The 21,882-nt window shown below is 66.3% G+C and carries 18 protein-coding genes; 8 read left to right on the top strand and 10 right to left on the bottom strand.

Annotation, left to right across the window (positions count from 1 at the left end; translation table 11 throughout):
* Positions 1-136 precede the first annotated feature (136 nt).
* On the top strand, positions 137-1,930 hold the full coding sequence (locus tag QMC84_RS13690; protein WP_300375402.1) for a glycosyltransferase: 1,794 nt from the start codon (positions 137-139) through the stop codon (positions 1,928-1,930).
* Positions 1,931-1,992: 62 nt separating this feature from the next.
* Here QMC84_RS13690 and QMC84_RS13685 read toward each other — a convergent pair whose 3' ends face one another.
* The 4 genes from QMC84_RS13685 to QMC84_RS13670 all read right to left on the bottom strand — a co-directional run bounded on the left by QMC84_RS13685 (position 1,993) and on the right by QMC84_RS13670 (position 8,517).
* Entirely contained in the window at positions 1,993-2,505 is a 513-nt protein-coding gene (locus tag QMC84_RS13685; protein WP_300375399.1) for a sulfotransferase domain-containing protein, read from the bottom strand.
* A gap of 344 nt (positions 2,506-2,849) precedes the next feature.
* Positions 2,850-4,091, bottom strand: coding sequence for a class I SAM-dependent methyltransferase (locus tag QMC84_RS13680; RefSeq protein ID WP_300375397.1), 1,242 nt, complete (start codon positions 4,089-4,091; stop codon positions 2,850-2,852).
* Between the two features lie 14 nt (positions 4,092-4,105).
* Positions 4,106-5,071 carry a glycosyltransferase gene (locus tag QMC84_RS13675; RefSeq protein ID WP_300375393.1) on the bottom strand — a complete coding sequence of 322 codons (966 nt, stop codon included), beginning with the start codon at positions 5,069-5,071 and terminating at the stop codon, positions 4,106-4,108.
* 230 nt (positions 5,072-5,301) lie between these two features.
* Positions 5,302-8,517, bottom strand: a complete 3,216-nt coding sequence (locus QMC84_RS13670) for a glycosyltransferase (protein ID WP_300375391.1) — start codon at positions 8,515-8,517, stop codon at positions 5,302-5,304.
* A gap of 328 nt (positions 8,518-8,845) precedes the next feature.
* Here QMC84_RS13670 and QMC84_RS13665 point away from each other — a divergent pair, with 328 nt between their 5' ends.
* A complete protein-coding gene (locus QMC84_RS13665) occupies positions 8,846-9,817 on the top strand; it encodes a GDP-mannose 4,6-dehydratase (protein ID WP_300375388.1) in 972 nt (323 codons plus the stop codon).
* Entirely contained in the window at positions 9,786-10,745 is a 960-nt protein-coding gene (locus QMC84_RS13660) for an NAD-dependent epimerase/dehydratase family protein (RefSeq protein WP_366145754.1), read from the top strand. Before QMC84_RS13665 ends, QMC84_RS13660 begins: the two co-directional genes overlap by 32 nt.
* A 52-nt stretch (positions 10,746-10,797) precedes the next feature.
* On the opposite strand, the gene QMC84_RS13655 is transcribed toward QMC84_RS13660, so the two are convergent.
* Positions 10,798-11,724, bottom strand: a complete 927-nt coding sequence (locus QMC84_RS13655; RefSeq protein WP_300375736.1) for a S8 family serine peptidase — start codon at positions 11,722-11,724, stop codon at positions 10,798-10,800.
* Positions 11,725-11,904: 180 nt separating this feature from the next.
* Between QMC84_RS13655 and cysC the strand changes: the two genes are divergently transcribed.
* From cysC to cysN, 4 genes are all read left to right on the top strand, one after another.
* Positions 11,905-13,179 carry an adenylyl-sulfate kinase gene (cysC, locus tag QMC84_RS13650; protein WP_300375734.1) on the top strand — a complete coding sequence of 425 codons (1,275 nt, stop codon included), beginning with the start codon at positions 11,905-11,907 and terminating at the stop codon, positions 13,177-13,179.
* A gap of 177 nt (positions 13,180-13,356) precedes the next feature.
* On the top strand, positions 13,357-14,346 hold the full coding sequence (locus tag QMC84_RS13645; protein ID WP_300375385.1) for a sulfite exporter TauE/SafE family protein: 990 nt from the start codon (positions 13,357-13,359) through the stop codon (positions 14,344-14,346).
* Positions 14,347-14,448: 102 nt separating this feature from the next.
* Positions 14,449-15,363, top strand: coding sequence for a sulfate adenylyltransferase subunit CysD (gene cysD, locus QMC84_RS13640; RefSeq protein WP_300375382.1), 915 nt, complete (start codon positions 14,449-14,451; stop codon positions 15,361-15,363).
* Positions 15,363-16,670, top strand: a complete 1,308-nt coding sequence (gene cysN / locus QMC84_RS13635) for a sulfate adenylyltransferase subunit CysN (RefSeq protein WP_300375379.1) — start codon at positions 15,363-15,365, stop codon at positions 16,668-16,670. Before cysD ends, cysN begins: the two co-directional genes overlap by 1 nt.
* A gap of 66 nt (positions 16,671-16,736) precedes the next feature.
* Here cysN and QMC84_RS13630 read toward each other — a convergent pair whose 3' ends face one another.
* The 3 genes from QMC84_RS13630 to QMC84_RS13620 form a co-directional block, all read right to left on the bottom strand.
* A complete protein-coding gene (locus QMC84_RS13630) occupies positions 16,737-17,642 on the bottom strand; it encodes a hypothetical protein (RefSeq protein WP_300375377.1) in 906 nt (301 codons plus the stop codon).
* Positions 17,643-18,007: 365 nt separating this feature from the next.
* Positions 18,008-18,847 carry a 3-keto-5-aminohexanoate cleavage protein gene (locus QMC84_RS13625; RefSeq protein WP_300375375.1) on the bottom strand — a complete coding sequence of 280 codons (840 nt, stop codon included), beginning with the start codon at positions 18,845-18,847 and terminating at the stop codon, positions 18,008-18,010.
* 223 nt (positions 18,848-19,070) lie between these two features.
* Positions 19,071-19,247, bottom strand: a complete 177-nt coding sequence (locus QMC84_RS13620) for a hypothetical protein (protein ID WP_300375361.1) — start codon at positions 19,245-19,247, stop codon at positions 19,071-19,073.
* Between the two features lie 142 nt (positions 19,248-19,389).
* On the opposite strand from QMC84_RS13620, the gene dtd reads away from it, so the two are divergent.
* Positions 19,390-19,815 (top strand): D-aminoacyl-tRNA deacylase, encoded by a 426-nt coding sequence (gene dtd, locus QMC84_RS13615; RefSeq protein WP_300375360.1) that lies wholly within the window; start codon positions 19,390-19,392, stop codon positions 19,813-19,815.
* Between the two features lie 160 nt (positions 19,816-19,975).
* On the opposite strand, the gene QMC84_RS13610 is transcribed toward dtd, so the two are convergent.
* A complete protein-coding gene (locus QMC84_RS13610) occupies positions 19,976-20,695 on the bottom strand; it encodes a TetR/AcrR family transcriptional regulator (RefSeq protein WP_300375359.1) in 720 nt (239 codons plus the stop codon).
* A gap of 109 nt (positions 20,696-20,804) precedes the next feature.
* Positions 20,805-21,882, bottom strand: a 1,078-nt coding sequence (locus QMC84_RS13605; RefSeq protein ID WP_366145753.1) for a phosphotransferase family protein, incomplete at its 5' end; no start/stop codon positions are given.

Below are 21,882 nucleotides of genomic sequence, written 5' to 3'. Positions count from 1 at the left end.
AGCGCGGAGGTCGCCAGGGTCCGCGCTCCTTGGCTGGTCTGCAGACTTCGTGGACGGTCTGGGTTATGCGGTCTCCCATGGGAGCCGGGTCGAACTGATCCACCCGTGTTCGCCATCACCCATCGACTCGCAAACCATGAACGGCTCTGCGTACCAGGTCCCTGTCGGCGAGCCATGCGATCTTGGGTCGCGCGCAGCTGCGGAACATGGCGATGTCGCGAGGAGGCGGGTAAGAAGTGGGTCGGAGGACGCGCTCAGGGCACTGATCCGCGGCCACGGCTCGACAAACGGCGGTAGCGCCGCCGGGCAGACGCTCGACATCGATGCGTTCGTGAGGATGCTTGACCAGTACGCAGGCGGAGAGGCGATTCTCACGTTGCCGCTTGGATCTGCTGAACTCGGTCTGCTCAACGAACCCGTCGCCTGGGATGCGGACCCGGGTGACTACGAATGCGCGGACTTCCGTCTAACCCGGCTTCAGGGTGCGTTCGCCTCGGTCCTGAATCTCCCTAAGGGAGGCGGACAAGAGCAGTACGAGGAGCTTCTCCGCCAATTCGTGTACTGGGCGCGTCACGTAGACGACAGCGCATCCTTCCTGCTCTCCGACCAATTGTCGTGGCTGGCCAATCGGATAGAAAATGCTCGAACAGCCCCTTCGCACCCGTTCGTCCCCTTAGGTCCGCCGTCCGACCAGGACCACGGCCAAGACCCGGGCCCGGAGGGAGACGTCCTTCGGATCCTTCGCGAAGCTCGCGCGACCGGTCCGACCCGTCGACCCGGAGTCGACGCACCGGTCCGCGCAAGAACGGCAGCGAAGGGGGAGGTCTGTGTCGCTGGACTGGTCGGCCATCCTTCCGGGATCGGACTCAGCGCCACGCAATCGGTCTCAGCCCTCGCGCCAGTCGCCAGCCATCTATGTACCTACAATCTTCACCCGGGCGGCAAGACTGCCAGGTCTCGCGACCTCGCAACGACTGGCGAGCCGCACGGTCACCGCGTAGTGCTGCACCTGCCCATGGACAAAGTGGCCGAGACGTACCTCTTTCAACCACGCCTCTGGAATGGGCGGGGCGTGGCCGGGCTCTTCCTCTGGGAGACAGATGTTGTCCCAGATCGACTTCAGCCCGCCCTGGAGTTAGTCGAGGAGGTGTGGACAGCTTCCACGTTTATCGCGAATGCGTTTACACGAGCTTCTGGAACTCGTGTCACCGTTGTCGGCCATGCCGTGACGGTCGATCACAGGTCGGCATTGACCCGGGAACGTCTGGGCCTGGACGAGCGCGACTTCGTCGTTCATTTCGCGTTTGATGCGCATTCAACGGCCGCCCGGAAAAATCCGGTCGCTTGCGTACGCGCGTTCACGCGCGCCTTCCCGGACGACCCGACGGCGAAACTTGTCATTAAGGTGCGCAATTGGTCCCACTTGGTCTCTATGGCGTACTCAGGATGCCGTGCGTCACGAGCATTTCTTCGCGAGGCCAGCATCGACACTCGAGTGATCGTCCTAACGGACGAGTGGTCGCGAGACGACACGCTCGCCTTGATCGGACTGTCCGATTGCTACCTCAGCCTCCATCGGTCCGAAGGATTCGGCTACACCATTGCGGAGGCAATGGCACTCGGCGTCCCCGTCGTAGTCACCGGCTATTCGGGAAACATGGACTTCTGCTCAGATCGGACGGCCCGCCTTGTGAACTACGAACTCATTCCGGTGGAGGCCGGCGAGTACTTCTACGACTCCATTGGTCGCTGGGCCGATCCGAACGTATCCGACGCCGTCACACATCTGCGCGAGGTGAGGGCTGAAGGACCATCTGCCACCCGGACCACGGAGGCTCGACGATTGGTCGAATCTAGATTGTCCGTACACCAACTCACCAGACGGTACGTCTCCGCCCTTGCCGCGCTTGACCGGCATTGTCGCAACTAGCGCATCATCCAGGCCCGCCGAAACTTCCGGTTCCCCACGTCCTCCATTGTCAAAGGGCCGGATTACCCGGTCGACGCTGCAGCCCGCCGAGCCGCGTCAGCGTGTGCCTGAACAAGCTCGAAGACTGCCGGGTCGTAAAAGCGGAAGTCCTGCACCCTGCGCGTATTCACGACACCCGCGTTGGCCGTCCACACCTCTCCCGCCGAGGTAACCGCCTGCGCCTGTTCAGAGCGAACCACTTCTTCCAACACGTGTCGGTCAACCGAGCCACCAGAGAACGTCACGGCGCGGCCCAGCCACGTGACCGGATCGCGCGTCAGGTCCTCGTAGTGAATGACGAGCCGCTCGCCGGAGAAATCAGTATCGACCCACTTGGCGACAAATTCCCCCCACATACCAGCTTTCGTTGTGGCGAACTTACGAAAGGCTGTTGCCGTATCGGGTTTGCCGCTGAGCACGAAAAGTTCAAAATCGGAAACCACGGCCGGCAAGAACTCTCGATACTGGACAAGTTGCGGGACGTCAGCTTCTGCATCCGCCCCACCACCAAAGTCGTGATTCTTCGAGAATGTCACGCCGTCTCGAACGCATGGAAACGTTCGACAGCAGTCTCTTTCCGGAGGATAAAAGTCACAGTACATGAAACCTGCCTCCGTTCGGTCGAAGTATCTACCCAGCAGTCGCGCCAGCAGATGATGGCCACTTCGGGGCAAACTGATCCCGGCAACGTAGCGCAATGGCATGAGCAGGACCTTTCCGACCTAAGGTCGGCGGCAAACACCGTTGCCCAGACCCTGGTCTCTTGTATTCGGAATTAGCGGAAACTCCAGATGTAGGATAGCGCCCTCGTCTTCCGCCTAGGGACGACCAATCACAGCGTCGGCCAATAAGAGGGGGTCGATGACTCGGCCTGGGCGATTCAGTCTCCGACGATCTCGATCTCGGGCAAGGGAAAGATGAGCCGACCGCCCCGTTCGAGAAAGGCCCGCTCCCTCTCGACGATCCCCTGCCGAAAGTGCCATGGCAAGACAACGAAGTAGTCGGGTTCCTCAGCGCGCGCCTCAGATTCGGAGACAATCGGAATTCCGGTGCCAGGCGTGACCCTACCGAACTTGTCGGGGTTCACTTCAGCAATCGCTTGGATGTCGTCAGGCCCGAAGCCGCAGAATTGAAGGAGAACGTTCCCTTTCGTGGATGCCCCCAGGCCGAACACCCGATTGCCCCCCGCGCGAAGCCGTCGAATCAGGTCCACAAGGTCGTGCCTATGCTGGAACACCCTGGATTCGAATTCCCTAAAGGGACTTGGGGTGTCCAGACCCATCCGCCGCTCCTGGTCCTCGAACCACGCCAGCAGTTCAGTCGGACCCTGGAAATGCGAATCCTCGTGCACAGCCGAGACCGCGAAGCTTCCGCCGTTCACGCTATTGAAGCGGACGTCATAAACCCTTAGCCCGGCGCGGCGCAGAATTGAAGTGACGGTACTTAGCGAATAGTACTCCAAGTGCTCGTGACAGATCGTGTCATAGGACGTGGTACGCAGCATCGACGGCATGTAGGACTGTTCCAGATGCCACACGCCATCGACAGCGAGGCATTCAGCTACCTGCGCAGCAAAGGCTACCGGATCCTCAAGGTCGTAGAACATGCTGATCGTGGTGACAATTCGAGCGGGACTTTCAGATACACCCCTGAAGGCGTCCGCCGAAAAGAAGTCCGCCACCACTTCAACCCCAGGCGAATAGAACTCTCTGAATTTCTCGGCGGTCGGATCGATACCAATGCGACGCAAACCGTCTGCGGAATAGTGGGAGAGTAGGGTCCCGTCGTTACTGCCGATGTCGAGCACCGTATCGCCTTCTTGCAGCGACACCGCGGCCTGCAACAAACGTGTCTTGTTCGCCAGATGGTGGACCATCGAACCGTTGAGCCCCGATCGATAGCCGTAATTCTCGCCATACATCTCATCCAACGGATAGGTCGCACCCAGTTGCACCAAGTTACAGTCGCGGCACCAAAGGAGTTCCAGCGGACCACGCAACACATCGTCTTCGACCGAGGCGGGGAAGACGCCGGTGAGTTGCTGTTGTCCGAGGTCGAGAACGCTGACGAGTCCCGTTGAACCGCACGCCCGACAAGCGGTAATCGATGTAACGCTGCTCACGGCTTCCTCATCTCTCACTGGCGACGGCAAAGCGCCGCCTCGACTGGTGCCTGGTGGATTGTGTTGGCGACCCAAGAGCTCATGGCTTCGTAGAAGTCGCGCCATACGGGGAGGTCCAACGAGTCGATCTGTCGGCGCAGCGCCCGATTGACGCGGGGCACGGCGATGTCTGTCAACGCCTCTGCCAGAGCCTGTGGCGTCATCTCTGGAAGCCTGACCTGGCCCCCGGCCGACAGTCCCTCCAACGCTGGCAGCTGCGCGGCCGCAATGACCGGCACCCCAAGGGAGAGCGCCTCGAGTGGCGGCAGTCCGAACCCCTCGTGCTCGCTGGCGAAGACAAGCGCAGTAGCTCCCTCAACTGTCCGCTTAACCAGATCGTCGTCACCAGCCTCGAACCACGTGACGCGACTGTCAGTAGCCGCGATCTTCCGAAACTCATCGAGGAATGCGTCCCCCTCCCGCCCCGGAGCCCCGATCAACGTCAACCGGTGCTGCCCGCCCCCAGCCCATAGCGTGCGCATGGCTTCGAGAAGCATAGGGATGTTCTTGCGCGGTTCAACGGTCCCGATGGTCACGAACATCGGCTGCAAGGGCGCCTGGCGCTGGCGAGTGCGTCCAAGGCCATCGGCGCCCAGCGGCAGGATTACGCCATTGGTTACGGCGCCGCGCCTCAATCTGGTCTCGATGTCACGGCCCACCTGGGCACTGATGTATGCGACGTTCTCAGCCGAAGCTAACAGCCTGAAGTAGCCGTCCGTGCGCATTTGGTGTCGACCATGCAAGAGCCAAGGTTCCGAAATGGGGATGATGTCGTATGCGAGCAATAGAACCGGGATGATCGCACGATCGCGCAGCGCTTCTGCGACGGCCAATATTTGGGGGACGTAAGTTGGCTCCGGGAGGAAATAGGCGTCGAAGAGGAGGTCGATCTCACCCGGTCGGCAGTCAAACAATTTCGCTTCCCTGAATCGCGAGTTCACGAGTGCGCGTCGTCCATCAAGGGGTCGGGGGGCTGCGAAGACTTCGCCGATAGCGCTCGCGGCAGCGTCGAGGTGGACGACGTCAACGCATTCTCCGCGTAGCACGCCTACATATGCGTCGAGGGGGCTCCGTCTGAGCCCTTCAAGCACATGCAAAAGAACTCTTTGGACGCCCGAGGCAGCGGGAAACGCAATGAACTGGCTTAGGTCTACGAGAACACGTGGACTAATCATCGCTCAGGCCCCAGGCCGAGTGCCGACATCAGGCCAGCGGCGTACGCCTCTCCGCTGCGTTCCTTGAGGTACATCACTCGTTGCTGCTCGAGGCTGTCCGAACGGCCGTCAGCCACCACCTCGGCGATCGCCTCCGCGACGATGAGTGGCGTGGCTTTGCTGGAAACGGCGCGAACGAATGCAGGAGCGGACATCTCTATCGCCAGCTCCTCGGTGGCGACCGTTGGGATGCCGAAGGCGATGCAATCAGCCAACGCTCCACTCAGGGAAAGGACGCTGCTCGTCCTGAGTTGAACGGCGGCGTCGACCGCGGCCAACATGGTTGAGAGCGTTCCAGGGTCCACGCGTCCATGCATATGAAGTCTTCCGTCCATGCCAACTTCCCGTGCCGCGCCGAGAAGCTGGAGGCGCGTGTGCTCAGGCACCGAGCCGACAAAGTGCAGCTCCAAGTTCAGGCCCCACATCTTGCACCATCCCGCTGCGGCCAACACCAAGTCCACTCCCTTGTAGCGAATGTCGACGTGGCCGAACGTCGCCACGTGACACCGTCCCTCCGTGAAGCCAACTTGACGCCGCGCCTGCTCACGGGTGCCAATGCCTCGGCTTGGCGGCAGGTTGTACGGAACAAATGGCACGACTATGGGGGTGACCCCCCGCTCCTCATGCAAACGGGCCGCCAGGCCATGGGCGTGCACGATCAGCGGGTCAGCCCAGCGCACAATGTCACCGAACGCGAGGTCTGGCAGCGTGTCCAAGTCAGCAAGGAAGCCCGGGATCTCCTCTCCAAAGATAGGGCGATCAGCCCGAGAGAGCAGGCGGGCGGTAGCGTCATTACCCTTCCACCACGCGTACAGATCAAGCATTCGGTTATCGTGCGCTATACAGGCGCCTCCGTATTGTTGCAAATACTCGATCATCGGGATGTGGAAGTGACTGTTACCGATTACGGACAGCACGGCATCGAAACTTCGGTCGAGATATGGTTGCGCCGACAGCGGCTCCACGTGGACACCAGTCGGCGGCTTCGCATCCTTTGTTTCCGAGAAAATCGTGACATCGGCATGTTCGGCTAAGTACCGGGCTGTAAATGCGGTGTAATCGGCTACACCTGAATGCTGGGGCGGAAACGGGCTGAGAATAGCCAGCTTGGGCTTTGCGGGACGCAGCAAAACTGGTGGCGCAGGGGAGGAATCATCCTCACCTTTGAGCCGCTCGAACACCGCTCGCAGCCTCTCACGAACAGCCGCCGGACTAGCGAGATTCGAAATCGACGTGCACTGCTCGGTGCTCATGTCACCAGGAGCCAAAGCTGCTCGTAACATGGCTCGGCCGATTGCCTCGATATCGGTGGGCGGCACTAGCCACCATCCATCTCCCAGCAATTCACGATGGGCCGGGATGTCAGAGGCCACCACCGGCGTGCCGCGCAAGACACCCTCGGCCACAGGGATGGAGAATCCCTCGCAGAACGACGGCACCACGACCACCGAGGCAAAGGCGTAGAGGTTGGCCAGTTCAGTATCGCCAACTCCTGAAAGGACAGTGACATCACCGGCAGACAACTTGGCCTGCTCTGCGAAGGACTCCAGTTCTTGCGTCAGTTCCCTGCTCAAGCCACCCACCACGACCAGCCGCATTTGCGTCTGCCTGAGTTCCTTGCAGCGGGCGAAACCGGCCACCGCCGCCAAAAGATTCTTGCGAGGGTCTCCTCCCGTCGGAGCCAAGATAAAGTCATCGGCAGGTGGGGTCGCGGAGGCACTGACTGCGAAGGACGCCAACGGGTCGGCAACGCCGCTTACAAGCAACCGCTCCGGCGACCAGTCGAGCAACGCAGCTGCCTCATCGGAGGTAGCCGAAGAAATCGCAATGCCCAAATCGTAGCGACTCAGGGCGAGAAGTCGCGCTGCGTAACTGAGGCGGGCGCTGTCACTCCGAAGATATGCGGCGGGTCGATCGTGGGGTATGAAGTCGTAAATGATCGCGATGCAATGGATACGGTTCGAGGCCAGCAGCGGTGCCACAGGACCTACATCAGCAGTCATGGGGGAGAGTTGCACGAACCCGCTCACCCTCGCGATGTCCAGGTCGGATGCCCGCGAGGCAGTCGCGTCGAGTAGTTCTTGCGCGTCCGGCCCGAGCGGGGGCAGGTCGGGGTCAAGTAGGCCCACGAGCCGCGTCTCAGCAAGGACCGAGCGCATTTCTGAAAGCACACATCGGGCGTGCCTGCCGACACCGCGAGTGCGGTAGGCGGGATCTTGCAGACAGCGCACATCGATGACCACGTCTCCGCCCCCCGGACGATCGATATTGCGTCGCCCGGTGATGAGAGCGGCCGCTTCCGCTTCAGCAACCGCCATGCGCAAGCTGGGGTCCCAGAGCCCTTCCTTGACAAGGAGCTCTCGAAAGGCCGCCACAGCAGGCTGTGGCCCATTCTTGCTTGTACGAGCAGAGTTCAACTGAGCGAGGAGCGAGTCGGCGTCACTTGGCGAGATATCAGCCTCGGCGTCCAAAGCTGGGAACCACCACGGGGCGCCCTCACGGGTGGCGCTGAGATAGAGTTCCTCTAGGTCCGGGACCTCAGGCAACAGCGCCTGGGCTTCAGGCAACAGGGCCTGGGCCTCAGGCAACAGTCCCAAGGTCTCAGGCAACGCCTGCTGCGTAGACGTCAACTGTTGTACCTGCGAATCCTCGGCCTCCAATGTCGGTGGCACCGCCGCATCGGTGGTGGAAGAGACTCGTCCACTCCGCCGTGATCGGAGGGGGTGAACGACCCGTCTGACTGCGACGCCGAGCCGCATCGCCTTCGATTCACGCAACGCTCGATTGTCCGCGTACGCGGCTTCGATCTGCCTTCCGAGGTGTCGGATGTGTTCCTGAAGGACATCAACTGCTGTTTCCAACTCACGCATCTGAGACTCGGAAACCGTACGCGCATGAACTGCGCTGGCCAATTGCGCTCGGAGATCTTCCGTGTCTGCATGAGTATCGCCGAGCTGGACGGCGGGCACCGCGGCCGAAGCGCCCGACGCTTGGGATGAGGCAAGTCGACGCTCTGCGTGTGCCTCACCCAGTTTGGCTTGCCAAAGACGGTCACGAAGATCGCGTGTTTGCGCTTCGACGTCAGTTGCCGTGGCTGAATCCGCCCCCGACGCGAGCGCAGTGACGACGTCATCCACAGGGTTTGTTGGATGACTTGCTGGGGGCGTCGTCATGGTTCGCTCCTCTGACTAACTAGCTTCTTCTGGGAAGGCAAGTGCGCTGCGCTCGCCGGGATCCTACCGCCGGTGTTGCCGGCCAGCTTGAGCTCGCAAAGCTGAGCCTTGGTCGACCGCAGCCACGTGACGCCGCTCCAGGACCACAGTTGGGTCGACGCGATCGGTTGCCGTGCTGGCCTTCTGACCGGCCCCGAAGGGACGGCACCTAGCCGTGGGAGCTGACCGGGCTATCATCGGGCGGCACGCGATCAGACTGCTCATCAGCGCGTGCTCGGAAGGGACAATGAGAGGCCCCGAAGTGACGGACACGGCCCGACGGGCTCTGGTGACCGGTGTCACCGGACAGGACGGCGGGCACCTGGCCGAGTTGCTGCACAGCAAGGGATACGAGGTCTTCGGCCTGATACGCGGCCAGCGGAACGCACGCAGGGAGGCCCTCGAGCGGGAGTTCCCGTTCGTTCGGCTGATCGAGGCCGACCTCACAGACCAGACCTCCCTGATTCACGCTGTGGCCACCTCGCAGCCGCACGAGATCTACAACCTCGGTGCAATCAGCCATGTGGGCTACTCATTCCGTAACCCTCAGCTCACCGCAGATATCACTGCGAAGGGCGTTCTGAACCTGTTGGAGGCAGTGCGCGTGTCGGGACTCTCTGACTCGACTCGCTTCTACCAGGCATCAACCTCGGAGATGTTCGGAGGCTTGGACTACAATCGGCCGGGGGCCGGTTACAACGAGAACTCCCTCTTTCACCCGCGAAGCCCCTACGGCGTCGCCAAGCTCTACGCACACTGGATCGCGCGCAACTACCGAGAGAGCTACGGGATGTTCGTGTCCACGGGCATCCTCTTCAACCACGAGGGCGAGCGTCGCGGCCTCGAGTTCGTGACCCGCAAGATCACGAACGCGGTGGCTGCCATCCACCTCGGGCTCCAGGACCATCTCGCTCTGGGCGACCTCTGGCCCAAGCGGGACTGGGGATATGCCGGTGACTACGTCCGCGGCATGTGGCAGATGCTGCAGCACCACGAGCCCGATGACTTCGTCTTGGCCACGGGTGAAACCCACTCGATCGAGGAGTTCCTGACCCTCGCGTTCGCGGCGATCGGCGAGACTGACTGGAAGCCGTACGTCCGGCAGGACCCCCAGTTCCGACGTCCAGCCGAGGTCGACATCCTGCTCGGTGACCCGTCGAAGGCAGAGCGGGTCCTTGGCTGGGAGCGGACTGTGGACTTCCCGGGCCTCGTGAGCTTGATGGTCCAGCATGACATCCAGGTTCTCAGCCGCCATGCCTAGCAGGCGTGCTTCCCAGCGCCGTGCAGTGATCACTGGTGTGAACGGTTTCGTGGGACGGCATGTAGCGCAGAGCTTGACCGACGCGGACTGGTCCGTCGTTGGCATCGGACATGACGATCAGCCGACGGAGCACGTGGGGAAGTTTGTAGACGACTACGTCAGCGCTGACCTGACTCGCGAGTGGCCATCGATCCTGGCTCCCGACGCAGTCATCCACCTTGCCGGATTGAGTGCCCTCACGCCGTCGTTCGCTGCACCTCAGACGTACATCACCGTCAACAGCTCGATGGTGACGCACATGGGCGAGTGGCTGCTGGAGCGCGAATCGCCCACTCGCGTGCTAATCGTGAGCAGCGGCGCGGTCTACGACACGCGCGAACAGACGCCGATCGACGAAGACCGACGGACCCGAACGGTCTCGCCGTACGCCGTGAGCAAGGTCCTCGTCGAGAAGCAGGCTGAGTACTACGCCGCCCGAGGGCTCGACATGGTGGTCGCACGTCCGTTCAACCACATCGGTCCCGGACAGACCACGGGGTTTCTTCTGCCGGACCTGCTTGCCGGTGTTCAAGCATCCGGCGAGAGACCGATGGTCGTCGGCGACCTCGGGACCCGCCGGGATTACACCGACGTCCGCGACGTTGCGAATGCCTATCGGCTGTTGGTGGAGAGCGACCTCGGTGACGACCGGGTGTTCAACGTCTGTTCGGGCCGTCCTGTCGCGGGCTCGGAGTTGCTCGAGGAACTGCTTCGGGCGCTCGGGCGCGGCCCTATCGACCTCATCGTCGACGAGGACCGCTTCCGTCCTACTGACCCGCGCGAAGTGCGAGGCGACGCCGGGCTGCTCCGCGCTCGTACCGGATGGTCCCCCACCATCAGTCTCGAGCAGACCGTCAGGGACTTCGTGGCGGCGGCTCTGACCGAGTGACAGCACCGGCGCCTACCGGACCTGACGCATCGCCCCGATCGCTGCTCGAGCGTCAGCGACCCCGCCCGGCCTCCTTCACGGCCGCCTCGGCGTCCACCAGGCCCCAGCCGTAGGAGTCGTCGCGCCCGGGGCTGCCCATGTCTCGCGCCGTACGGCGCAGGATCCGCTCGGCAGCCGCAGAGGTCAGGCGTGGTCGCGCGGACTTCATCAGCGCCACCACGCCCGTCACCATCGGAGTCGCGAGGGACGTGCCCTCGTAGTAGCTCAGCGTGTCGAACGGGTCGCAGGAGAGGACGCGGGTGCCCGGCGCCACGACGTCGACGTACTCCCCCTCGTTCGAGAACGCCGCCCGCTGGAGGTTCGGGCGGACCGCACCGACGGCGATCACGCCCGGGTAGGCCGCCGGATACTGCGGCGGGCTCCCGACGTCGCCTTCGTTGCCCGCGCCGGCGACCACGATCACCCCTCGCTGGAGCGCATAGCGGATCGCGAACCGCAGCACCGGCTTGTCGTGGTCCTCGAAGCTGGCGTTGATGATGTCGGCGCCGTGGTCGACCGCCCACCGGATGCCTTGGGCGACCCGGGTGGCGGGGGCGATGCCGGAGGCGCCGAAGATGCGCACCGACATCAGGTCGACCTCGGGCGCGACCCCCGTGACGCCCTTCCAGCCGGGCCGGTCCGGGCGGGCTGCGATCACGCAGGAGACCGCGGTGCCGTGGTCGTGCAGGTCGATCCGCTTCCCGGTCGGACCCGCGAGGTTCACGGTGCGCCGGACCTGCCCGTCGAGCTCCCGGGTGGGGCCGATCCCGGAGTCGACGACCGCCACGGTGACGCCGCGACCGCGGCTGGTCTTCCAGGACTGCCGGGCATGGATCGCGCCGAGGGCCCACTGGTGCTGGTGCTTGCGCGCCGCGACCTTGCCGACGTCGTGGTAGTAGATGTAGGGCGTGTCCGGGTCGGCCGCCGCGCCGGAGCCCACAACGGACAAGGCGACGGCGACGCTCAGGGCAATCGCGAGTCTCCGGGGCCGCATACCCAAGATGTCGACCGCACGCGGTCGATCCTGAGACGGATGCCGCGGATTTTGCCGGGCTGCACCGGCTCATGAGGCGGCGCCGCCGACTCGCAGGCCGTCGAATGGCACGATGAACCCGTGTCCATGCCACCCGTCCCGCAGTACTGCCCCACGCCCCGCGAACTCGACGACCTCGAGCTCCTGGTCAGCGGCGCCCTGGTCCCGACGGTGGCCTTCAACGAGCCCGGCAGCCCGGTCACGCTGACCCTGCCCGACGGCGTGGCGGCGGCCGCGAGCGCAGCGGGTGCGGTCGAGCTGGTCGACCCCGAGGGACTCCCCCTGGCGATCGTAGAGGTGCCGCGCGGCACCATCGAGCCGCTCACGCACGTCCAGTACGGGCCGTTCCGGCACCGCTACCTGACGCCCGCCCGGAGCCGTGAGCTGTACGCCGGGCGCACGTTCGTCCCGGTCGTCGACGCCCTCACCGAGGCCCAGCTCGCCGTCCTGGCGGGCATCGGCCCGCTGGTGCTGCTGCCGCTGGTCGGACACGGCACTCCCGAGCTGTCACCGGTAGCACTGATCCGGGCGACCCTCGCGGCGGCGGCCCACCTGCCGGCGGCCGACGTGGTGGCGATCCCGCTGCCCAGCCACGGGGACGCGGATCTCGACCACGACCTCGGCCACCAGGTCACCGCCAACTACGCGGGCGAGGACCCGCTGGTCGCTGTCACCGACGACCCGACCGGCGACTACCCGCCCGAGATCGCCGAGATCGTCGCGTTCGACCACCCCGCCCCCGACGACCAGGGCCTGGTGGTGTTCTTCACCGGTCTGTCCGGCAGCGGCAAGTCGACGCTGGCGCGAGCGCTGATGGACCGGCTCCACGAGCACGGTAGCCGCACGCTGACCAGCCTCGACGGCGACGTCGTACGACGCAACCTCTCCGCCGGCCTGACGTTCTCCAAGGAGGACCGGGAGACCAACATCCGCCGGATTGGCTGGGTCGCTGCGGAGATCTCCCGCCACGGCGGGGTCGCGGTGTGCAGCCCGATCGCGCCGTTCGACGAGACCCGCCAGCAGGTCCGCGGGATGGTAGGCGAGGCCGGCGGGGCGTTCTTCCTGGTGCACGTCGCAACGCCACTCGAGGAGTGTGAGCGCCGCGACCGCAAGGGGCTCTACGCCAAGGCGCGGCGCGGTGAGATCCCCGAGTTCACCGGCATCTCCTCGCCGTACGAGGCCCCGGACGACGCAGACGTCCGGGTCGACACCACCGGCCGCAGCATCGAGGAGGCACTCGACGACGTCCTCATCGCGCTTCGCGCCTCCGGCCACCTCGACCTCACCGACGACCCCCTGGGCGAGAACGGCATGCCGCCGCCCGGCTCCGGGCCGGCGCAGCCCGCGGCGGCCCGAAAGTGACCGCCGGCGCGGACCGGCCACGGCACGCGGCACTCGACAGCGCGACCGAGACGTGCGCCACCTCGGGCGCGGCGCTTCTGCGCGTCGTGCCTCGCGTGCCGAACGGATCCAGGAAGATCTCCCTATGACCGCCGGGCACCGACCGCTGGACAGCACGCGACTCGTCCGGGCCACCGCATGAGCGACCTGATCACGACGACCTTCTTCTCGATCCTGGCGGCCGGCTTCATCGTCGGCATCGTTGTCGGCCTGACCGGGATGGGCGGTGGCGCGCTGATGACGCCCGCCTTGATCTTCCTCGGCGTCGGTGACGCCGCCACGGTCGTGACCGCCGACCTCACCGCGGCCGCGGTCTACAAGACCGGCGGTGCCATCGTGCACTCCCGCGAGGGCTCACCCAACTTCTCCCTGGCCAAGTGGCTGATCATCGGGTCGGTGCCGATGGCACTGCTCGGACCCTGGCTGATCCATCAGGTCGCCGGCGAGGAACCGGAGTCGGTCGACACCCTGCTCAAGGAGGCCATCGGGTTCGCGCTGCTGCTGGCGGCCGCGACCTACGCGCTGCGGCTGTACATCAACCTGCGTCGGGTCCGCGGCGGTGCCGCGAACGCGGACCCGAACCCGCCGATCCGGCCGCTGATCACCCTGGCTGTCGGTGCCCTCGGCGGGCTGCTGGTCGGCGTGACGAGCGTCGGCTCCGGCTCGGTGATCATGATCGCGCTGCTGATGCTCTACCCGGGCCTGTCGGCGGTGAAGCTGGTCGGAACCGACCTCGTCCAGGCCGTCCCACTGGTCCTGGCCGCGGCGATCTCGAACATCATCATCAACGGGCTTGACTGGGAGATCCTGATCCCGCTGGTGATCGGCTCCGTGCCCGGCACCATCATCGGCAGCCGGATCGCCCCGCGAGTTCCCCAGTCGGTGATCCGGCGCGGCATCGTGATCGTGCTGACCATGTCCGGGGTCGCCCTCCTCGACAAGTCCGGCTGGGCGCCGCTCGGCAAGGACGACACCCACCCGGTGCTGATCGCCGTGATCGGACTGGTGCTGCTGGTCTCGCTGCCGCTCATCTGGGGCATCCTCCGCAAGGGGCAGGGCCTCCCCATGTTCGGGGCGCCGACGGTCGCCGAGCTGGACGACGCCAACTTCCGTCGACCGCGGACCTGACGAGAGTGACCTGAACCACTCGATTTTGTCCGGTTTGAGGTCACCCGGCCGGCGACGGCTACGATGTGGGCTGCTGTCCCGACGAGAGGTCCCCAGTCAGTCATGACCGAAACCCACGCCGACTACCAGCTGAGTCAGCTCGACCAGCTGGAGGCGGAGTCGATCCACATCTTCCGTGAGGTCGCCGCCGAGTTCGAGAAGCCCGTGCTGATGTTCTCGGGCGGCAAGGACTCGATCGTGATGCTCCGGCTCGCCGAGAAGGCGTTCTACCCCGCGAAGATCCCCTTCCCCGTGCTCCAGGTGGACACCGGCTACGACTTCCCCGAGGTGATCGCCTGCCGCGACAAGTGGGTCAGCCGGCTCGGCGTGCGCCTCATCGTCGCGAGCGTCGAGCAGGCGATCGCGGACGGAATCGTCGTCGACGACGGCAAGACCAGTCGCAACCGGCTCCAGATCGGCACCCTGCTCAACGCGCTTGAGGAGGGCAGCTTCACCGCCGCCTTCGGCGGCGGCCGCCGCGACGAGGAGAAGGCCCGCGCCAAGGAGCGCGTCTACTCCCACCGCGACGAGTTCGGCCAGTGGGACCCCAAGATGCAGCGCCCCGAGCTGTGGAGCCTCTACAACGGCCGGATCCACGAGGGCGAGCACATGCGGATCTTCCCGATCTCCAACTGGACCGAGCTGGACATCTGGCACTACATCGGCCGCGAGGGCATCGAGATCCCCGCGATCTACTTCTCCCACCAGCGCCGGGTCTTCCAACGCGACGGGATGCTCCTGACCGAGTCGGACTTCAACCCGCTGCGCACCGGGGAGTCCGCCGAGGAGCGCACCGTGCGGTTCCGCACCGTCGGCGACCTGACGCTGACCGGGTGCGTCGAGTCCGAGGCTGACACCATCGACAAGATCATCGACGAGATCGCCATCGCCCGCGTCACCGAGCGCGGCGCCACCCGTGGCGACGACCGGTTCTCCGAGGCAGCGATGGAGGACCGGAAGAAGGAAGGCTACTTCTGATGAGCGACTCCCCCACGGGTCTCACCCAGGCCCAGAAGGCTGAGCAGGTCCGCTCCATGGATCTGCTGCGCTTCGCGACCGCCGGCTCGGTCGACGACGGCAAGTCGACGCTGATCGGGCGGCTGCTGCTGGACTCCAAGTCGATCTTCGAGGACCAGCTCGAGGCCGTCGAGGCGACCAGCCAGTCCAAGGGCTACGACTACACCGACCTGGCGCTGCTCACCGACGGCCTCCGCTCCGAGCGCGAGCAGGGCATCACGATCGACGTGGCCTACCGCTACTTCGCGACGCCCACCCGCAAGTTCATCATCGCTGACACCCCGGGCCACGTGCAGTACACCCGCAACATGGTCACCGGCGCCTCGACGGCCGACCTCGGGCTCGTCCTGGTCGACGCCCGCCAGGGCCTGACCGAGCAGTCCCGCCGGCACGCGGTGATCCTCTCGCTGCTCCGCGTCCCCCACCTGGTGCTGGCCGTGAACAAGATGGACCTCGTCGACTTCTCCCAGGAGATCTACGAGAAGATCCACGCCGAGTTCACCCAGTTCGCGACCAAGCTGAACATCCCCGACCTCGAGGTCATCCCGATCTCCGCGCTTCAGGGCGACAACGTCGTCACGCGCTCGGAGAAGATGCCCTGGTACTCCGGTCCCACGCTGATGCACCACCTCGAGCACGTCCACGTCGCGTCCGATCGGGACCTGGTCGACGTCCGCTTCCCGGTGCAGTACGTCGTACGCCCCAAGTCCGACGAGCACCACGACTACCGCGGCTACGGCGGCATGGTCGCCGGCGGCGTCCTCAAGCCCGGCGACGAGGTCGTCGTGCTCCCCTCCGGCATGACCTCCAAGATCGCCGGCATCGATTTGTTCGACCAGGAGGTCAGCGAGGCGTTCCCGCCGATGTCGGTGACAGTCCGCCTCGAGGACGACGTCGACGTGTCCCGGGGCGACATGATCGCCCGCCCGGCGAACGCCCCGAAGCCCTCGCAGGACATCGACGCGATGGTCTGCTGGATGACCAACGAGCCGCTGCGCCCGCGCCAGAAGCTCGCGATCAAGCACACCACTCGCTCGGCGCGCGCCCTGGTCAAGGACATCCAGTACCGCCTGGACGTCAACACCCTGCACCGCGACCAGGACACCAAGGAGCTCGGCCTCAACGAGATCGGCCGCGTCCAGCTGCGCACGACCGTGCCGCTGCTGTGCGACCCGTACTCGAAGAACCGGGCGACCGGGTCGTTCATCCTCATCGACGAGGCCACCGGCGTCACCGTCGGCGGCGGCATGATCAACAGCGCCAGCTAAGCCTCGCAAGCACCAGACAGCCAGAAGGGCCCTGCCATGGCAGGGCCCTTCTGTCTTGGCTCGTGCTCAGCCCTGAACGGGAATGGCAGTCACGTAGCTCGTGCCCGTGAAGTCACCACTGTTGTCAGCGGATTCCCCTTCGATGTCGTAACCGAAGCCGAAGACCAGAATGTCGGTCGCCGCGCTAAAGGTGACAACCCTGGTGGTGGAGCAGGTGTAGTCCCGGCCCTTCCAGGTTCCGGTCGTCGTGAAGCAGGTGCCGACGTCGACCCCCCACGTGGACCCATCTGCCACACGCAGAGCCAACTGCATCTCACCCGGTTGCGGATTTCCGTCGCTGTCGGCCGTGAAGAAGCCATTGCCGGTCAGGATGTACTTGCCTGGCGGGACCGACACCGTGTCGATCAGGGTCGCATTCGGGCTGGCGATCGAGCCCCACGAGCCACCGGTCTTGACGATGGTCGTCGGGCCGCTCACCTGGTAGATCGGGGCAACGACGCCGTCCGCGCCGTCCGCGCCGTCCGCGCCGTCCGCGCCGTCCGCGCCGTCCGCGCCGTCCGCGCCGTCCGCGCCGTTCGCGCCGTCGGCCCCGTCTGCGCCGTCAAGGCCCGGCAGGCCTTGCGCACCGGTCGCTCCCGTCGGGCCGGCCGGTCCGGCGGGTCCTGCCTCACCTGCGGGACCCTGCTCGCCTGCGGGACCCTGCTCGCCCGCAGGACCCTGCTCGCCCTGCTCGCCCTGCTCGCCCTGGAGGCCGTCGAGGACACCGTCCCTGATCTGGGCCCTGCCCACGCTGTTCGGCGCGAGTTCGCGCGAGCCGATCGCGTTCGAGGTGAGCTTCTCACCACTGATGCTGGCGTCCTTGATCCGGCTGCCGTCGATCATCTTCGCGGCAACCGCACCGGTGGTTCCGCCAACGACCAGCAGCCCCGCTGCAGCCATCACGGCGATCCCTGACTTGTACCTGTCCTTCATGGAATGTCCCCCGACTTCCCCTAGGTGTGAATGGGCACGTGCCCTCGGAGGTTAGGACCCAGCCGAGACCCTCGAAGGAGAACCCGACAAGACCTGGGCGCGTTCGACCAGGCCGGACCGACGGCTCTTCGGCAGGTATCGGGTCGAAAAAGACTCACGAATTTCGGGGAAAGCCCTCAACTGTGGGCTTCTGGGTGCCGATAACACTCCGGAAGACTGTCCACAGACCGGCTCCGAACGCGTCCTCCTCCGTTCCTATCGGCCTACACCGGTCTAGACCCATGCCAGGATTTCCGCGCGCTCTCACACCGAGACCGGCCCGCGATGCTCCCGGATGCGTGCCCAGATCGCAGCGGACGTCGAGGCTACGGCCGTACGCCGAGCAGGGTGCGGGCCTCGTCCGGCGTCATCGCGCGACGCTGGGCCACCCTCCCGGCGGCGACCGCGCGCTCGACGAGCTGCGCGTTGCGCTCGACCGGGACGCCCTTCGCCAAGGTGAGCACGTCCTCCATGCCGACCCGCAGGTGCCCGCCCATCGACAGGGCGGCGAGCATCACCGGCAGGGTGCTGCGGCCGATGCCGGTCGCCGACCAGCTGGTCACCTCACCGGGAAGGAGCGCGACGCCGGCGACCAGGGCCGGCGCGGTGCCGGGCATGCCACCCGGGACGCCCATGACGAAGTCGCAGTGCACCTTGCCGCCGTACGGCAGGCCGAACTTGTCGATCAGGCGGCGCAGGGCGTGTACGTGGCCGAGGTCGAAGAGCTCGAACTCGGGTACCACCTGGCGCTCCTGGCTGAGCTGGTAGAGCTCGCACACGAACGGCCACGGGTTGGAGAACACGTCGTCGCCGAAGTTCGTCGTACCCATCGTCAGGCTGCAGGAGTCCGGCTCAGCGTCGAGGACCTTCAGGCGGGACTCGAGCGGGTCGTGCACCGAGCCGCCGGTGGAGAGCTGGACGACCAGGCCGGTGCCCTCGCGCAACGCCTGAACGGTGTCGCGCAGCCGGGACTGGTCCAGGGTCGGATGGTGGTCGGCGTCGCGGATGTGGACGTGGATCATCGCCGCGCCCGCGGCCTCGCACTCCTGCGCGGTCTGCACGAGCTCCTCGAGGGTGGTCGGGAGCTGGGGGCAGTCCTGCTTGGTGGTCTCCGCCCCGGTGGGGGCGACGGCGATCAGGATCTGGTCGGGTGACGTCGTCGGCACGATCGCATCGTGCCAGAGCGGGTTCGGTGTGGGTGGTGCGGGCCCTGCGTCGCTGCGGGGGTCTCGACGGGCGCTCAGGCCCTCAGCGGGCCTTCGCTGCTCGACCACCGGAGGGCGGGGGCTTCGCTGCTCGACCACCGGAGGGCGGGGTCGTGGGGGCGGTGAGCTGGTCGGGCCGCGAAGGGGGGACTTCGCGGCCCGACCAGCCTGGTCGAGTGGGGTCTCAGCCAGCCGCGGGGAGGGTCAGCACACAGGCGCTCTCGCCGTGCTCGAGGCAGATGCCGCCAGCGGCGCGAGCGCCGCTGATGCACGACTCGACGGCCGGGAGCGAGGAACGGGGACCCAGGCCGAGCAGGTCGTCCCAGGAGATCTGCCCCAGCTGTCCACCGCGACCCGTCATCGATGCCCTCCCTCAGGTGTGTCCGCGCGGCGGCAGGGGACGCCCACCCGCGAACTCTTGATGGACGTATCGGCCCCCGCGGAGCCGACCTGAGGGTGGTACGGACCAGTCGCTTCGCCGACCGCTTCGGCACACTGGGCGGGTGCGAGCGGTGGTGCAGCGCGCCGACGGGGCGCGGGTGGTGGTCGACGGTGCGGTCGTGGGCGGCTTCGAGGGCGAGGGGCTGGTCGTCTACCTCGGCATCACCCACGGCGACGGCCCGGCCGAGATCGCGTGGATGGCGCGGAAGATCTGGGACGTGCGGGTGCTCCGCTCGGAGCGGTCGGCGTCGGATGTCGGAGCGCCGGTGCTGGTGGTCAGCCAGTTCACGCTGTACGGCGACGCCCGGAAGAGCCGCCGGCCCACGTGGCAGGCCGCGGCACCCGGGCCGGTCAGCGAGCCGGTGTACGACGCCGTCTGTGCCGAGCTCGATCGGCTGGGCGCGCGGGTCGAGCGCGGGGTGTTCGGCGCGGACATGCGGGTGGAGTCGGTCAACGACGGGCCGGTCACGCTGATCCTGGAGCGGTAGCGGCGGGATGGTTATTGGTTGGGCGGGGCCCTGCGCGGGTGCGGGGGTCTCGACGGGCGCTCAGGCGCCAGGGCGCCTTCGCTGCTCGACCACCCGGCGCTCGACCCGGGCAACCGGCCGTGGTCCGCGGACACGCGGCTCGGCCTGCGATGTGCGCCGATCAGTCGGCGACGGTCTCGGTGACGGGGACGGCGAGCGCGTTGGTCCACAGCCGGGTCAGGGTCGCCAACGCCTTCTCCTCCTCGAACGGCTCGCCGAGCACGAACCAGAGGTAGCTGAAGTTGTCGATCATGCTCACCAGGGCGTGCGCCGCCACCACGGGGTCGATCGCAGGATCGAACCAGCCGTCCTCCGACCAGCGCTCGAAGTTGGCCACGTTGCGCTCCACGAACACGTCGCGGATGCGCCGGCGCAGGCCGCGGAAGTCCGGATACAGCGCGGCGGCCTGGTCGATGATCATCAGGATCGCGGCATGCTCGCGGTAGGAGCGCAGGAACTGCCGCAGACCGGAGTCGATGCGCGCGACGAGGTCCTCGCCATAGGCGCGGGCACGGGACGCATTCTCGCGGTACATCTCGTTGGCAACGTCGACGGCCAGCTCGTAGAAGAGCTGCTCCTTGGTGTCGAAGTAGGTGTAGAAGGTGCCGTAGGCGCACCCGGTCTCCTCCACGATGTCGCTGATCCTCGTGTCGGCGTAGGAGCCGGACTTCTCGAAGGCCCGGCGAGCGCCGTCGATCAGACGCTGGCGGGTCCGCAGGCCCTTCGGCGACAGTGCCGACAGGGCGTCCTCCGAGCGTGAGGGCGGCAGCTCGGGGTCGGTCAGGAGGGGTGACGGCCGTGCCTCGGCAGACTCAGGCTCGGCGCCCTCGGCTTGTGGCATCGGCACTGCGGTTCGCCCCCTTACGCACCTCGAGTTCGTTGATGAAGTTCAGCCTAGTGTGTCGGCGCTCCCGGACCGGTCAGCGCGGCGGCGAGCACCCGAGGCCGGCTCACAGGGTCACGGCCAGGCGGTGCGCCGACTCGAGCAGCGGGGCCACCGCCTGGCCCGCGGTGTCGAAGCCCGCGCCCCGGGTCGCGCCCACGCGGTAGCGGTGGTCGATCCCGGCCGCGATCACCGCGAGCTTGAAGTAGCCGAGCGCGAGGTGGAAGTCCCAGTCCGTGAGGGGTACGCCGCCGGCCGCCTCGTACGCCGCCGCGAGCCCATCCGCGTCCGCGATCCGGTCGCTCGTCCAGGCGCTGGGCGCGCCCAGCACGAGGTCGAGCGCGGGGCTCCGGTAGACGCACATGAGCGCGACGTCGGCGACCGGGTCACCCAGCGTGGACAGCTCCCAATCGACGACCGCGGCCACCCGCACGCCACCGTCGAGCCGCAGGATCGTGTTGTCGATGCGGTAGTCGCCGTGCACGATGCCGCTCGACCGCTGCTCGGGCACGGCGCCGGCGAGACGGCGTCCGGTCTCGACCGCCAGCGACTTGAGGTCGGGCACGCCGACGATCTCCCACTGCCCTGACCATCGGCGAACCTGGCGCTCGGCGTACCCGTCCCGTCGGCCGAAATCCTCCAGGCCGACCGTCTCCGGGCGCACGGCGTGCAGGGCAGCGAGGGTCTGGATCAGGCGCTCGCCGCACTCGTGCACGACCGCGTCCGTCAGCTCGTCGAGGTCGGCGCGTGACTGCACGCAGGTGCCGTCCACGAACTCGGCGACCGTGAACGGCGAACCGAGCACGTCGTCCTCCAGGTGCAGCAGCACCGCGGGCGGCACCGGAACGCCGGTGCCCCGCAGGGCGCGGGTCACGCGGAACTCGCGCGCGACGTCGTGCGCCGACGGTGTCCGGCCGGAACGCGGCGCCGTGCGCAGCACCCAGCGCCCCTCGCCGTCGGTCAACCGGAACGTCAGGTTCGACCGTCCCCCGACGATAGGCCGGGCCGCCAGCGGCCCCACCAGCGGCACCCCAGCTGCCGCCATCGCCTCGGCGACCGCGGTCAGCTCGGCTGCGCTCAGATCGGTCATCCGAGGTACGGCGGTGTGCGCCGCAACTCGTCCCGCGCGATCGACCGGCGGTGCA

The sequence above is a fragment of the Nocardioides sp. genome, from assembly GCF_030019515.1.
In the GTDB taxonomy this organism is placed as follows: domain Bacteria; phylum Actinomycetota; class Actinomycetes; order Propionibacteriales; family Nocardioidaceae; genus Nocardioides.
The sequence above is the reverse complement of the archived record's forward strand: the minus strand, read 5'-3'. Positions and strand labels throughout refer to the sequence as shown.

Excerpts from the sequence above, each read along its gene's own strand:
- QMC84_RS13690 (WP_300375402.1), top strand. The coding sequence starts at position 137 with ATGAACGGCTCTGCGTACCAGGTCCCTGTCGGCGAGCCATGCGATCTT.
- QMC84_RS13670 (WP_300375391.1), bottom strand. The coding sequence starts at position 8,517 with ATGACGACGCCCCCAGCAAGTCATCCAACAAACCCTGTGGATGACGTC.
- QMC84_RS13660 (WP_366145754.1), top strand. The coding sequence starts at position 9,786 with ATGACATCCAGGTTCTCAGCCGCCATGCCTAGCAGGCGTGCTTCCCAG.
- cysC (WP_300375734.1), top strand. The coding sequence starts at position 11,905 with ATGCCACCCGTCCCGCAGTACTGCCCCACGCCCCGCGAACTCGACGAC.
- QMC84_RS13645 (WP_300375385.1), top strand. The coding sequence starts at position 13,357 with ATGAGCGACCTGATCACGACGACCTTCTTCTCGATCCTGGCGGCCGGC.
- cysD (WP_300375382.1), top strand. The coding sequence starts at position 14,449 with ATGACCGAAACCCACGCCGACTACCAGCTGAGTCAGCTCGACCAGCTG.
- cysN (WP_300375379.1), top strand. The coding sequence starts at position 15,363 with ATGAGCGACTCCCCCACGGGTCTCACCCAGGCCCAGAAGGCTGAGCAG.
- QMC84_RS13630 (WP_300375377.1), bottom strand. The coding sequence starts at position 17,642 with ATGAAGGACAGGTACAAGTCAGGGATCGCCGTGATGGCTGCAGCGGGG.
- QMC84_RS13620 (WP_300375361.1), bottom strand. The coding sequence starts at position 19,247 with ATGACGGGTCGCGGTGGACAGCTGGGGCAGATCTCCTGGGACGACCTG.
- QMC84_RS13610 (WP_300375359.1), bottom strand. The coding sequence starts at position 20,695 with ATGCCACAAGCCGAGGGCGCCGAGCCTGAGTCTGCCGAGGCACGGCCG.